A 13,790-nucleotide genomic window follows, 5' to 3' on the forward strand; every position below is an offset into this window, starting at 1 on the left:
TATCCTGCAGTCGTTTGAGGACCTTTCATGGCGTTCAGCCCCCTGGTTGATGAGCTTGTAGAATCCCTTCGTTGCCTCCCGGGCGTTGGCCAGAAGACTGCCCAGCGCATGGCCTTCCATTTGCTGGAACGTGGCCGTTCCGGTGGCACCCGCCTGTCGGAAGCGCTGAGCCAGGCCATGAGTGGTGTCCGTCGCTGTGAGAGCTGCCAGAATTTTGCAGACACCGAAATCTGCGGCATCTGTGACAACCCCCAGCGGCGCACGGGAACTCTCTGTGTGGTTGAAAGCCCGTCGGATCTGCTCGCTATTGAACAGGCCGGTGATTACCGCGGCGGCTATTTCGTGCTGATGGGGCACCTGTCGCCGATCGATGGCGTCGGGCCTGAAGAGATCGGCATTGAGCGATTACTGAGGCGAATCCGCGACGAGGGCGTAACCGAGCTGATACTGGCAACCAACCCGACGGTGGAAGGTGAAGCAACGGCCCACTACATCGCCGATCGTCTCGATGGCCAGGAAATCCTGATCACCAGGCTTGCCCATGGCATTCCGGTGGGAGGAGAGCTGGGCTACGTGGACGGCTTCACGCTGACTCACGCCTTTCGGGGCCGCAAGCCACTGTCCGACTGACTCTGACCGAATAACTCTTACCAGGCATTCTTATGGATATTTCTGCCCAGGCCGCTGCGGCTGTTGACGTTCCCCCGGCACCAGCCAGCATTCACTGGGTCCGGGAGCCGGCAGCGCTGGATCAATGGCTGGACCGCGCACCGGGCAAACCGCTGGCCCTGGATACCGAATTTGAGCGGGTGAACACCTTTTACCCCATTCCGGGGTTGGTTCAGCTTGGGCTGGATGGCGAATTCTGCTTGGTGGATCCGTCGGTTGCCGAGCAGTCCCGCCGTTTTCGGGAAGTACTGACGGACCCCGACACGCCAAAGCTGCTGTACGCCATGAGCGAAGATCTGGAGCTGTTCCGGCAGTGGCTTGCGCTGGAGCCCGCCGGTGTGGTGGATCTGCAAATAGGTGCTGCCATGGCCGGCGCGGGATTCTCCCTGGGCTATGCGAAACTGGTGGAAACCCTGTTCGGCGAGGCGCTGGACAAGTCCGCCACCCGGTCCGACTGGCTCGCACGGCCGCTCAGTGATGCCCAGCAACGTTACGCCATTGACGATATCCGGTTTCTGGAGCCCATGTACCACTGGGTTACCAGGTTGCTGCAGGATCGTGGATTGGAGGCCGCCCTGGCCGAGGAATCCGCGCGCTTTGCCAATGAACTGGCGGGCCAGGAGGATCCCGACAATCACTACCTGAAACTGCGTGGCGGCTGGACACTGACTGCCCAGCAACAGGGAGTGCTCAGGGAGCTGGTTCGCTGGCGGGAACTGGAATGCCAGCGGCGGGACCGGCCCAGGAATCGTGTGCTGGCAGATGCCTTACTGATTGCCATTGCGGAACGACTGCCAGGCTCCCTCAGGGAGCTTTCCAACATTCAGGGCGTGCCTTCGGGCGCAGTTCGACGTTACGGCGACACCCTGATCGAACTTGTTAGCCGGGGATCGACCGCGGATAATTCATCTCTTGAACGGATTGCGCCGCCGTTGTCCCGGGATCAGCAGGGCTTTTTCAAACAGTTAAAGCGGCTTTTCAGGAAAGCGGCGGAAGATGCTGATATTCCGATGGAATTGCTGGCTCCAAGGAAGCGTCTTGAGAAGGTTGTCCAGCAACCAGACCTGGCGCAACACGAATTTTTCCAGGGCTGGCGGGCGCAGATTCTCGCGCCGGTTCGCGCCGAAATTGAGGAATTATTGCGGTCATGAAAGAACGCGAATTTGTCTCTGTTTTCCGAAGCAGCAAAAAGAACGACACCTACCTGTTTGTCCGCCGAGGACAGAAATGGGAAGAGCTTCCCGAGAGCCTGCGGGGCATTTTCGGCCAGCCGGTTCATTCTATGGACCTGGTGCTGACACCGGATCGGAAGCTGGCAAGAACCACCGGACAACAGGTGCTTGAGGCCATCGGTGAGAAAGACTTCTTTCTCCAGATGCCGGAAGAACAGGAGGGGTATGTGGTGGATTTCAAGCGCAAGTTGAATCAGCGCAACCCATGATTGCCCAGGTACCCTTCTGGCAGCGCAAACGCCTGCATGAAATGACCCCAGCGGAATGGGAGTCCCTTTGCGACGGTTGTGGTAAGTGTTGTCTGAACAAGCTGGAAGATGAAGACACCGGTGAGGTTTACCATACCGATCTGGTATGTCGTTATATGGACGGCGAAACCTGCCAATGCACCGTCTATGAAGAACGGCTGCAGAAGGTGCCGGGCTGTACGGTGCTGACACCGGGTACGGTCAACGACTACCATTGGTTGCCTTATACCTGCGCCTACCGGACCCTGGCAGAGCAGCGGCCACTGGCGGAATGGCATCCGCTGAGAAGCGGGGACCCGGAATCGGTGCACGATGCGGGGGTTTCCATCCGCCACAAGGCGGTCTCGGAGGACCGGGTACCAGAAGAAGACTGGGAAGAACACATCATTCACTGGATCCTGTAATGATTGATAACGATGCACAACTGGCTTACGGAATTTTCTGGGCCGCCTACGCCATTGCCTTTGTCGTGTTCTTTTACATGATGAAGAGCCTGACTCGCTTCCTCCCTTTTTATGGGGTTCGGACCTTGATCCTTGCGGCCCTGGTGGCCTTGTTACTTACTCCGGTCGAATCTCCGGATCTTGCCGGCTGGTGGATACCGGCGTGGTTGTTTGGCGGTTATGAACTGATCCTGGGAGACGCCGACGCCGCTGGCCGTGCCCTGTTCAATCTTGGCCTGGCCGGCCTGGCGATGCTGCTGGTCTGGGTACTGGATCTTGTTCGCTACCGTCTGGTTCGCAAGTAATCCGGAAAACCATAAAAAGAAAGGATGGAAGCCTTGAGAATGACAATACCGAGATGGTTAAGCCTGTTTACGCTCGCCCTTGCGTTGAATCTGCCAGTGGCCCTCAGCGCCCAGGAGATGGACGACGTTCAGCTTCCGGAACAGTCCGATGTCCGGATCGTTGTGGATATCTCGGGGTCCATGAAAGAGACCGATCCGGAGAATTTGCGCCAGCCCGCGGTTCGCCTTCTGGCGAGGCTTTTGCCGGAAGGGGCCAGTGCCGGCATCTGGACCTTTGGCCAGTATGTCAACATGTTGGTGCCGCATCGGGAAGTGGACGATCAATGGCGGGAAATGGCGATCGAGCGGTCTGGCCAGATCAATTCGGTTGCGCTGAGAACGAACCTCGGTGCAGCCATTGAAACCGCCAGCGATGATTACTTTACCGACGGGGACCTGAGCCAGAGCCACTTTATCCTGCTGACGGACGGTAAGGTCGATATCTCCGACGATTCCGCGACCAATGCCGCCGAAGAACAGCGAATTCTGGGTACGGTTGTGGCAGATCTTATCGAGCGAGGCGCGACCTTCCATCCGGTCGCGCTGTCCGAGGCCGCCGATACCGACTTTCTGAAAGCCCTGGCCACGCAGTCTGGCGGCCGTTTCCAGGTAGCTGAAACGGCGGATGCCCTCAACCTTGCCTTCCTCCAGGCGCTGAACACGGCCGTGCCTCAGGAACAGATTCCCATCGAGGGCAATGGCTTTACCGTTGATGAGGGTGTCAACGAATTTACCGCCCTGATTTTCTGGGGTGACGCGGAAACGTCCGCCACCCGGGAACTGGCATTGGTTCGCCCTGATGACCAGATGATTAACCTCTCGGACTTTCCCGACAACGTTCGCTGGGCCAGGGAAGCCGGCTATGACCTGATTACCGTTAATGAGCCGTTGGCCGGGGAGTGGCGTATCAATGGCGAGCTGGGCGAGGGTAGCCGGGTAACGGTTGTCAGCGATCTCAGAATGGTGGTCAGTCCCTTGCCGACCGCGTTTACGGAAGAGAATCCGCTCAACATTCGGGTTGGGTTCTTCGAAGAGCAGGAGAAAATCACCAATCCGGATTTCCTGGGTGTGCTTGAGGTCAGCCTGAGCATTACGTCGCAAGATGGACGGAGTGGAACCAAGATACTGACTGGCGAGCAACCACCGGAGGATGGCACCTACCGGGATACCGTGAGTCGTTTGCCTTCTGCGGGCCTCTACACCTTTGATGTGGTGGCCGATGGCCAGACGTTCAGCCGCAAGTTCAGCGCAACTGTCGGGTATACGGTGCCCGAGGGCGCTCTACCTGCAGATCCGGTTGATCAGCCAGCAGAGCCGGCCGAACCTGAAGTTACGGAGCCGGCTACGGAAGAGTCTGAGCCGGAGTCCGCCCCGACGGAAGCCGAACCTGAATCAGAGGTTGCTTCTCCAATTGACGTAAGCCAGGCGGAAGAGCCGGCGGATCCGGTTGCACAGGAACCCGAGGATGAAGCCGCCGAGCCGGAGGAATCTGAAGGCGCTTTTGCCATGCCCATGTGGATGGTTGGGGCAGCGGCTGGTGGCCTGGTGGTTATTGCAGGCCTGATCTGGTTTGCGCTTCGACAGCGTAAGCAGCGGCAGGAGGAGCAGGCGGAAGCCGCGGCTGAACGAGAAACGGTGGAGGATCTGGAGGACGAGCCGGCCCCAGAACCAGAGCCAGAGCCAGAGCCAGAAGCTGAGCCAGAGCCAGAAGCTGAGCCAGAGCCAGAAGGAACGCAGGAGCCCGAACCTGAGGAACGTCTCGAGGCTGAGGAAATTCCTGAGGTCACCGAGGAATCGGCAGAAGACGATATGTCTGAGCTGGAAGCGGTGATCGATGAGCACGAGGCTGCCCTGAAGGCAGAAGACGATTCTCAGGCCGAAGCCGGGCTGGATTCATTGGAGGAGTCGGAGGACGACATCCCTGTAGCAAGCACTCCGGTTGAGGAAGAGGCCGAGGATACGGATGAGAATATCCCGGAACTGGAAGATGTCGCCGATCCCTCTGACGCTGACGCACCAGACGATGATGATGAAGAGTTCGGGCTTGAGGACTTTGATCTGTCCGAATTTGATGACTTACCCGATTATGATCAGGAAGAATCCGGATTGCCCGATGACGATCCGAAGAAGAAGCCTGATCAGAAAGACCAGAAAAAGTAACCAACAGGAACCAGACCATGAAGTTTACCGGTACCGAGAAGTACGTAGCCACCGATGACCTGCAGATGGCCGTCAATGCGGCGATTGCGCTCCAGCGCCCGCTGTTGATCAAGGGCGAGCCGGGCACCGGGAAAACCCTGCTGGCGGAGGAAATGGCCGCTGGTCTGGGTATGAGGCTGATTCCCTGGCACATCAAGTCCACCACCAAGGCCCAGCAAGGGTTGTACGAGTACGATGCGGTTTCCCGCCTGAGGGACTCCCAGCTTGGCGATGAGAAAGTGAAGGACATCAGTAACTACATCGTGAAGGGCAAGCTTTGGGAGGCGTTCGAAGCTGACGAGCAGGTGGTGCTGCTGATCGATGAGATCGACAAGGCGGATATCGAATTCCCCAACGACCTTTTGCTGGAACTCGACCGGATGGAGTTTTTTGTCTACGAGACCCAGAAGTTAGTCAAGGCAAAGAAACGCCCGATCGTGGTGATCACCAGTAACAACGAGAAGGAGCTGCCGGATGCGTTCCTGCGTCGCTGCTTCTTCCATTACATCAGCTTCCCGGACCACGACACCATGCAGAACATCGTGGATGTGCATTTCCCGGGCTTGCAGCAGGAAATCGTTCGTGATGCCCTGGAAGTCTTCTTCGATGTGCGCAAGGTCCCGGGCCTGAAAAAGAAGCCGTCCACCTCGGAGCTGATTGACTGGCTGAAACTGCTGATGGCTGACGAGCTGTCGGCGAAAATGTTGCAGGAGAAAGATACCAGCTCGGCGTTGCCGCCCCTGTACGGTGCCCTGGTGAAGAACGAGCAGGATGTGCACCTGTTGCAGAAGCTCGCCTTTATGGCACGTCGCCGCAGCTGATTCCCGGCAAGAACATTGGCAAGAGCCCCGTTTTATGTTGATTGATTTTTTTCTCGAAGTCCGGCGCGCAAAGGTCCCTGCCAGTCTCAGGGAATTTCTGGATCTGCTGGAAGCCCTGCAGAAGCGGCTTGCCTTTGCGGATATGGAAGATTTTTATTACCTGTCCCGTCTCTGTCTGGTCAAGGACGAGCGCCACTTCGACAAGTTTGACCGTGCCTTTCAGGCTTATTTTGAAGGCATCGAGAACCTCGACGACCTTCTGGAAGCCCTGATTCCGGACGACTGGTTGAGGGCGGAGTTCGAGAAGCATCTGTCTGAGGAAGAGAAGGCCAAGATTGATTCTCTGGGAGGCCTTGAGGAGCTGATCGAAACCTTCAAGAAACGGATGGAAGAGCAGCAGGAGCGCCATGCCGGTGGTAACAAATGGATTGGCACAGGCGGCACGTCCCCGTTCGGAGCCAATGGTTATAACCCGGAAGGCTTCCGGATCGGCCAGAAGAATGGCCGCCACGGCCGGGCCGTGAAAGTCTGGGAAAAACGAGAGTTCAAGGATCTCGATGACAGCGTTACGCTCGGAATACGCAACATCAAGGTCGCACTGCGTCGGCTGAGGAAATTCGCCCGCCAGGGCGCAGCGGACCAGCTGGACATGGACGATACCATTCGTTCAACGGCCCGCAATGCCGGCTATCTGGACCTGAAGATGGTGCCCGAGCGGCATAATGCCGTGAAGGTGCTGATTTTCTTTGACGTGGGCGGCTCGATGGATCCCCATGTCCGTGTGTGTGAAGAGCTGTTCTCGGCCGCACGGCTTGAGTTCAAGCACATGGAATACTTTTACTTCCACAACTTCATCTATGAAAGTGTCTGGAAGAACAACATCCGCCGGATGAACGAAACCACCAGCACCTGGGACATCCTTCACAAGTACACGCCCGACTACAAGGTGATCTTTGTCGGCGACGCGACCATGGCGCCCTATGAAATCTCCCATCCCGGTGGCTCCATCGAGCACTGGAACGAGGAAGCAGGCGCCACCTGGTTCCAGCGCATCACCGAGCACTTCCGCAAGGTTGTGTGGATCAATCCACTCCCGGAGAGTTACTGGGGTAGCGGTGGTTCATTGGGCATGACGAAACAACTCGTTAACGATCACATGTACCCGCTCACCGTCGAGGGCCTTGAGTCGGCCATGAAGCAGTTGAGCAAATAAAAAAAAGCCGATGCGGTTGAGGGCATCGGCAAAGCTCGGCATATCAAGCGGGGTTGCCTGAAGGCATTCCCGCCGCTTTCCCATCAGCAAATACAGGGCCAGTTGGATTAAAACCAACTAAAACAGTTGTTTAAAAGTTCCGTGGTGCGCGTTCTGCGTTGCTGCCGCTTTCCCCCTCCTGAACTCCGTCAAATAAATCGACACTTTTTATACGCTTTATCCCCCTGGCTCGCGTTTCTCATTTGGTGATCTGGATACCGTTCTTGGCGGTTACCAAGTGTTACGCTTTCTTCCGATCTGTTACAGAAGTTTGCATGGGTTACAGAGTCTACAAAGGCAGGAGGCTTATGTTCGGCACACAACAAGCACAAAAGCGCCGGATAGAACATCTCAGGGCGGTGGCAATCGGATTACTGGTTCTGATGCCGTTGATCTCATCGGCGTCGGCTGCGGCCGGGCTCGATGAGGAAATTGAGCGGCTCAGTGCCCGGGTTGCCAACCACTCCGAGAGTGTATTTGCCCTTGAGCAAAGGCTGTTGCATCCCGCGAATACCCGACTGGCAGTTTTTCTGACACTTCAAAGCCGTGACGCCCTTGATCTTGATTCTGTGGAGCTATTCGTTAACGGCAAGCCAGTTGCTTCCCATCTTTATTCAGAAAGAGAGCGCAATTCGCTTGAACGCGGCGGAATCCAGCAGCTCTTCACCGGAAACCTTGCGAACGGCGAGCATGAGCTGAAGACGGTAATTACCGCCCGTTCCGCCAACGAGGATTTCGTGCGTCGGGAAACCACCCACCGGTTCAGAAAGCGTCCGGGTGTGCTCCGGCTACAAATGAGCCTGGAGGCCCGCTCGCCGGATTACGAACCCAGAGTTTCGTTCGTGGAGTGGGAGTAGGGCGCCATGATTCTCCGGGTCCTGCTGATCTGTATGCCTCTGCTGTTTACCAGTGGTCCGGCGGCCGCATCGCCTGCGCTGCCAGAGGATGTCCGCGCGGGCCTTGAGCTGTTTCGGCAATCCGCCGGCGTTGGCGTTGATCTTGGGGATAGTCGCCAACGAACGCTCTTTGAAACCGCTGAAAAGGCGAGGTCTGAAGGGCGTACAGACGAGGCAGGACGCATCCTCGCGGGTATGAAGGAAGGTTACTGGGCGGCGCTGGGTTACCTGAATCTTGCCAGCGATTACGCGAAGACCGACCTGAACCCGGCGAGGGCACTGGTCGCCCTGCGGGTTGCCCTGGCGATGTCAGAGGGCGACACGGTTTCTGATCGTAGTCAGCATTTGAGAAATAATCTGCTGGTCCGGGCGGGCTATCTGGCCTATCAACATGGCGAGTTCGACAAAGCCATCGGGTTTCTGGAGAGAGTCGATCTGGACAGTTTCAACACGCCCCGGGCACTCTACCTTCACGGCCTGGCACTGGCGGGAAAAGGCAACCATCGCGCCGCGATGCAGAGCTGGCACCGGGCCAGGAAGTACCCGTTAGCCTATCCGGGTGTAGCGGACGCCTGGATTGGTATGGGCCGTGGCTACGATCTCTCTGGCTTTCTCGGACAGGCCGGGGAGGCTTATCTGGCGGCCAATGCCGCCTTCGAGAGTGAAAGGGTGACACTGCGGGAGTTGGCCACGAAGATCCGCCAGAATGGTGCCTACAAAACCCTGGTGGAGGATGCGCGAGACACCGGTGTGGACTGGTTTCTGTCCGATAGCCGTACCCTTACTCAACCCCGGATGGCTTACCTTCTGGGGTTCATGGAAGATCCAGCCGTGCAACGGGCAGCCGGGCGGGTAGCCGCACTCCAGGCGATGGCGGCGAAACTGGCACGGTACGGTCAGGATCTGGAGGTGTTCCAGGGTGCCTTGACAGAACAGCTGGCCAGCATCCGCCAGCAGGACGCACGCAAAAGCACGGCTTCCCTGTCAGCCCAGGGGGAGGAGCTGGACGCCACGGTTCAGCGACTGACAATGAAAGCCGGTTCCAGCCACAAGGATCGCCTCGGCGATCTTCAGAAAACACTCTCTGATGCCCAGATTCGCCTGCAGCAGCTGCAGAGTCGGGCGTCCGTGCACCCGGAAACGCTGGAGAAAATGCGTCGGGAGGCTCTGGCGCTGAAACAGCAGAATGATCTTCTGGCCTCTTCCGTGCAAGGCCTTCTGGAAAAGGCCGAATCGGCCCTGGACGAACTGGCCCTTGGCTATGTTGAATCGCGGGATCAGCAGATGGCTTTTGCTCTGGACAAGACTGAACAGCAGATTGCCCACCTTTACGAGTACCTCGCCCTTGAGAATCTTGGGGAGGCAAAACCATGAGCCGGCCGATCCACAGTGTTTGTCTTTTCCTGCTGATGGTGGCTCCTGTCATGGCCCAGGAATCCTTTCGCGTGGAACTTGGCCGTGACGGCGAGACCATCGGAGATATGCGCCCGGTGTTCCTCACGTTCGAAAGCAGACCGATGCCGGCCATTTCCCCCTCTGAAGTTGCCCGGCGTTACCATCGTCTGTTCAGGAAGTCTGATGAGCCCGAGGTGCGGATTGATGCCCTTAACCGCCTGAACAACATTCGGGACCGTTCAGGGGAGGACGTCGGACTTTCTCCGGCCGAAGAGGAGAAGGTCTACAGCGAGGCCATCAGTAGTTATGAATCGATCCTTGCGCGGGGTTCTTATGGCGGAAGGCTGGATGAACTGCTGTACCAGATGGCCAAGGCCCATGCCCTGACCGGGCAGCAGGAGGCGTCGACACAACGACTGAAGCAACTGGTCGGGCTTTACCCGGCATCGCCTCTGGTTCCGGAGGCGCGGTTCCGGCTGGCGGAATCCGCCTTTGCAGAGGGGCAGTACACCGAAGCGGAAAGCGGCTACCGACAACTGATTGAATCCGACGATAGTGGGGAGTTCAGTACCAAGGCCAGGTATATGCTGGGCTGGAGTCAGTTCAAACAGGGCCCGGCTGCCTGGGACCGGGCGGCTGAAACATTCGTGGCGGTTCTCGACGAATTCCTGCCCGAAGAGCAGAGCCTTGGGGCAGTCAGTGAGTCCAGCGTTGATACCATTGATGATACCTTTCGGGTCCTGGCGCTGATGGCGGCCCGCAAGGGTGGGCCGGAAACACTGGTTTCCTGGCTGGATGAGGCCAGGCAGCGGCCCTGGGAACACCTGCTGTTTGACCGGCTTGCGGATTACTACGCCATCCGGGGCGAGACCGGGGAGAGTGTTGCCACCAATCGTGCCTTCATCCGCTACTCGCCCGGTCATCCAGCCATACCTGCCTTCCGGTTACAGGTGGTGGATGTCTGGGCCGCTGCCGGCGAACCGGAGCAGGTTCGCATGGCCCGAGCCGAATTCGTTGAGAGCTACAGCAAGGATACAGACTACGCCGGTCTGGATGGGGGCCAGAAAGACCAGTGGCGGAGTTTCAGCAGGCAGCTGGCGGATTACCATTATGATCGGGCTACCCGCGCTGCGGATCAGGGGCAGAAGGACAGAGCCGAATCCGGCTTCGCCCGGGCTGCAACATACTATGAAGGGCTTGCGGGGCGGGTCGGGCAGAGTGGAGAGGTTTTGCGCCTTGCCGGAGATGCCCGATTGCAGGCGGGTAATTTCCCGGAAGCTCTGGTGGATTTCCGCAAGGCTGCCTATGAAACGGCCGGGTACCCAGAGGCCGCTGATGCCGGCTGGGCTGCCGTTACCCTGCTGAGGGACGGGGTCGATCAGATGCGCGCGGGCCCGGCGTTCAGCCCGGGTTTGCAGGAACTGTCTGATGAAGCCGACCGGTTTACAGGCTATTTCCCGGAAGATAACCGGGCCTCCGGCCTGATGGCCGATCTGGCTTCCCGGTGGCTGGACGCTGGTGATCGTCAACTGGCACTGGATTATGGTTCGAGGGTCCTCACCACACCGGGGGCATCGCCGGCAGAGCGATATTCAGCCTGGCAGGTGACAGCCAGGATCCGGCAGGAAGAAGGTGACTATGGTCTCGCCGAACGTGCCTGGAACCAGGCGCTGGAGCTCGCGGAAAGCGATGCGCTCGCGAAAGAGGCCAACGAACAGATTGGTGTTATTCGGGCACAACTCGCCACGGTGGTCTATCGACAAGGGGAGGTCGCAGCATCCAATGGCAGGCTCGGAGAGGCCGTGGGTCATTTCCGGCGCGTGGATTCCGTGTTACCGGGCTCGGAGATCGCTATACGGGCGCGCTACGATGCCGCCAATACGCTGCTCAGGGCATCGGATTGGACGGCAGCGGTCAGGGATCTGGAAACCTTCCGAGCGGACCATCCCGGACATGAGCTGACGTCTGGTATCAGTGAAAAGCTGGTCCACGCCTGGATTGAATCCGGTAAGCCGACCCAGGCTGCTTCAGAATTGCTCCAGGCCTCAGACCATCATCCCAAGCCATGGCCCCTGCGCCTCCGGGCGGCGGAGCTGCTTCATGATGCCGGTAACCTGGCCGAGCGAAACGCCCTTTACCGGGATTACCTGGCAACCAGGCCGGAGGCGGAGGATGGCGCCGAACACGAACGGCTTCAGACCATGCGCCATCGTCTGGTGGAAGCGGGTGACGATCCGGACCACTGGCGGCAAGTACTGGTCCAGGCAGAGCTGGATAGCCAGTGGCACAGCACTCTTACCCTTGACTGGGCATCGAGGGCTTCACTGGTGCTCGGCGCCCGGGCAGCCGCAGCGTTCACGAGTATCGGGTTGAGCCAGCCTCTCGAACAATCCCTGAGCCGCAAGCAGAAGGCGCTGGAAACCGCTCGACAGCGATTCCTGGATGCCGAGGCTCTGGGCGGTGAGCGCGTCCGGTCCGAGTCCCTGTTTCGGCGGGCTGAACTCTACCGGGGGCTGGCAAAAGACCTGATGGCTTCAACGGTACCGGCAGACCTGAACGAACTCGAGGCCATGCAATACCAGATGCTGCTTGAGGAAGAGGCCTATCCATTCGAAGAGAAGGCCATTCAGTTGCACACGGACAATCACCGGCGGATTACCTCACAGGGGTATGACGCCTGGATCGGTCGCAGCCTTGGTGTGCTTGCGGAACTGCATCCGGGGCGTTACGAGCGGAGTGTGAAGTGGCTGAGCTGGAACATGGAGTCGACCGATGGCGTGTAATCCGTTGCTTAAGACAGGGTTGATCTGGACCTTCCTGCTGGTGTTCCTGGCCGGTTGTGCCGGGCAGGAAGTCCGGCAGCCAGAAACGCCGGTAAGCACCAACCCGGAACTGGCGGAAAGTTATGAAGACGAAGGCCGGAAGGCCCTCGAGGCCGGCCGCAAAACCGCGGCAGTGGAAGCCTGGCAAAAGGCTGTGGAGTTGGACCCGACCAATGCCGTTACCGTGAACAACCTTGCCCTGTTGCTTAAGGATCGGCACCGGTTCTCCGAGGCAGCAACATTGCTTGAAACGGGCATTGCCCACTCACCGGACGTAGCGGAACTGCACTTCAACCTCGCCGTTATCGCCGAACTTTATCTGCTGGACCTGGAAACGGCGCTGGTTCACTACAACCGCTATCGTCAACTGACCGAAGAGGATGACCAGCGGGTTGCCGGTTGGATTGCGGATCTCGAGCGGAGGCTGGAATAAATGGCCAATTTCCGGGGAAACCAGAAAAACATTCTTTGCGGTGCAGTATTGGCGGCCTTATTGGTTCTGCCACTTACCCGGGCGGATGCCGGCCAGGATGAAGCGGTCCGGCTCAGTGTTGAAGGTCTGTCCGCCAGTCTTGGCGAAGACGAGCCGCGGGTTCTCTACATATTGCCCTGGCAGGCCCCGAGCCTGCCCAGACGGCCAAGGGCCGATCTGAATGATGAGGCCCCGGAGCTGGTCCGCCCGGCTGATCCGGTGGCCTTTGAACGTCACCGTCTGTTTCGTGAAAACCTTAACCCTCTGATCCTGAGTCCCCTCGGAGACTCAGCCGTGACTGCGCAGTAATAACGGGAGAACAATCATGCTCGACACCATCGTACGTTTTTTCCAGGAAGGCGGGCCCTTCATGTACCCCATCGCGATCGTACTGGCGCTGGGCCTGGCCATAACCCTGGAGCGGTTCTTTTATCTCTCGGCCGTGAGGCGACGCAACCGCATTGCCTTTGAGCGAGGCATCCTGCCACTGCTCAGGAAGCGGGATTACCAGCGGGCCATGAAGGCCGCCAGCAACTCCGACAGTGCTATTGCATCGATCATGGGGGCAGGCATTGGCCGGCTGCTCAGTAACAGCCGGCGGGAAGATATCGAATACGCCATGGAAGAGGGGCTGATGGAAGTTCTGCCGCGCCTCGAGAAACGCACCCAGTACCTTGCAACCCTTGCCAATATCGCGACGCTCCTTGGCCTGCTTGGCACCATTATTGGTCTGATCGCGGCTTTTACCGCCGTAGCAGCGGCAGACCCTTCCCAGAAAGCCAGCCTGCTGTCCGAGAGTATTTCTGTTGCGATGAACACCACGGCCTTCGGGTTGATGTCGGCCATCCCCCTGCTGATGTTTCATGCGGTACTGCAAACCCGTACCAACGAAATTGTCGACAGTTTTGAAATGGCCGGAGTGAAGCTGCTCAATATTGTTTCAGATCCGGCAGCCAGCCCTGTGGCGGGTTCTGATGCCCGGTCATCCGCGGCCTGA

General features: G+C 58.5%; 14 protein-coding genes. All 14 read left to right on the forward strand.

The genetic code is table 11. The annotated features are described in order from the left end of the window. Positions 1–27 precede the first annotated feature (27 nt). The 14 genes from recR (at position 28) to ACESMK_RS10330 (ending at position 13,790) form a co-directional block, all read left to right on the forward strand. Positions 28–630 (forward strand): recombination mediator RecR, encoded by a 603-nt coding sequence (gene recR, locus ACESMK_RS10265; RefSeq protein WP_372997899.1) that lies wholly within the window; start codon positions 28–30, stop codon positions 628–630. 32 nt (positions 631–662) lie between these two features. After that, positions 663–1,820: a ribonuclease D gene (locus ACESMK_RS10270; RefSeq protein ID WP_372997901.1), complete on the forward strand. Its 1,158-nt coding sequence runs from the start codon at positions 663–665 to the stop codon at positions 1,818–1,820. Beyond that, positions 1,817–2,110, forward strand: a complete 294-nt coding sequence (locus ACESMK_RS10275) for a YcgL domain-containing protein (protein ID WP_372997903.1) — start codon at positions 1,817–1,819, stop codon at positions 2,108–2,110. Before ACESMK_RS10270 ends, ACESMK_RS10275 begins: the two co-directional genes overlap by 4 nt. Continuing rightward, a complete protein-coding gene (locus tag ACESMK_RS10280; protein ID WP_372997905.1) occupies positions 2,107–2,553 on the forward strand; it encodes a YcgN family cysteine cluster protein in 447 nt (148 codons plus the stop codon). Before ACESMK_RS10275 ends, ACESMK_RS10280 begins: the two co-directional genes overlap by 4 nt. Next, a complete protein-coding gene (locus ACESMK_RS10285; protein ID WP_372997907.1) occupies positions 2,553–2,897 on the forward strand; it encodes a hypothetical protein in 345 nt (114 codons plus the stop codon). Before ACESMK_RS10280 ends, ACESMK_RS10285 begins: the two co-directional genes overlap by 1 nt. A 39-nt stretch (positions 2,898–2,936) precedes the next feature. Continuing rightward, the gene (locus ACESMK_RS10290) at positions 2,937–5,096 is read left to right on the forward strand and encodes a VWA domain-containing protein (protein WP_372997909.1); all 2,160 of its coding nucleotides are present in this window, start codon (positions 2,937–2,939) and stop codon (positions 5,094–5,096) included. Between the two features lie 17 nt (positions 5,097–5,113). Continuing rightward, on the forward strand, positions 5,114–5,956 hold the full coding sequence (locus ACESMK_RS10295) for an AAA family ATPase (RefSeq protein ID WP_104321524.1): 843 nt from the start codon (positions 5,114–5,116) through the stop codon (positions 5,954–5,956). A gap of 34 nt (positions 5,957–5,990) precedes the next feature. Then, positions 5,991–7,169, forward strand: a complete 1,179-nt coding sequence (locus ACESMK_RS10300) for a vWA domain-containing protein (protein WP_372997911.1) — start codon at positions 5,991–5,993, stop codon at positions 7,167–7,169. A 347-nt stretch (positions 7,170–7,516) separates the two neighbouring features. Further along, positions 7,517–8,065, forward strand: a complete 549-nt coding sequence (locus tag ACESMK_RS10305) for an AraC family transcriptional regulator (protein ID WP_372997913.1) — start codon at positions 7,517–7,519, stop codon at positions 8,063–8,065. Positions 8,066–8,071: 6 nt separating this feature from the next. Then, positions 8,072–9,478, forward strand: a complete 1,407-nt coding sequence (locus ACESMK_RS10310; protein ID WP_372997915.1) for a tetratricopeptide repeat protein — start codon at positions 8,072–8,074, stop codon at positions 9,476–9,478. Further along, entirely contained in the window at positions 9,475–12,282 is a 2,808-nt protein-coding gene (locus tag ACESMK_RS10315; RefSeq protein WP_372997917.1) for a tetratricopeptide repeat protein, read from the forward strand. Before ACESMK_RS10310 ends, ACESMK_RS10315 begins: the two co-directional genes overlap by 4 nt. Then, entirely contained in the window at positions 12,272–12,754 is a 483-nt protein-coding gene (locus ACESMK_RS10320; protein ID WP_372997919.1) for a tetratricopeptide repeat protein, read from the forward strand. The genes ACESMK_RS10315 and ACESMK_RS10320 overlap by 11 nt, the downstream gene beginning before the upstream one ends. Next, positions 12,755–13,102 carry a hypothetical protein gene (locus ACESMK_RS10325; RefSeq protein ID WP_372997921.1) on the forward strand — a complete coding sequence of 116 codons (348 nt, stop codon included), beginning with the start codon at positions 12,755–12,757 and terminating at the stop codon, positions 13,100–13,102. A 16-nt stretch (positions 13,103–13,118) separates the two neighbouring features. Continuing rightward, positions 13,119–13,790, forward strand: a complete 672-nt coding sequence (locus ACESMK_RS10330) for a MotA/TolQ/ExbB proton channel family protein (protein WP_372997923.1) — start codon at positions 13,119–13,121, stop codon at positions 13,788–13,790.

Source organism: Marinobacter sp. (genome assembly GCF_041687235.1).
Classification (GTDB): Bacteria; Pseudomonadota; Gammaproteobacteria; order Pseudomonadales; family Oleiphilaceae; genus Marinobacter.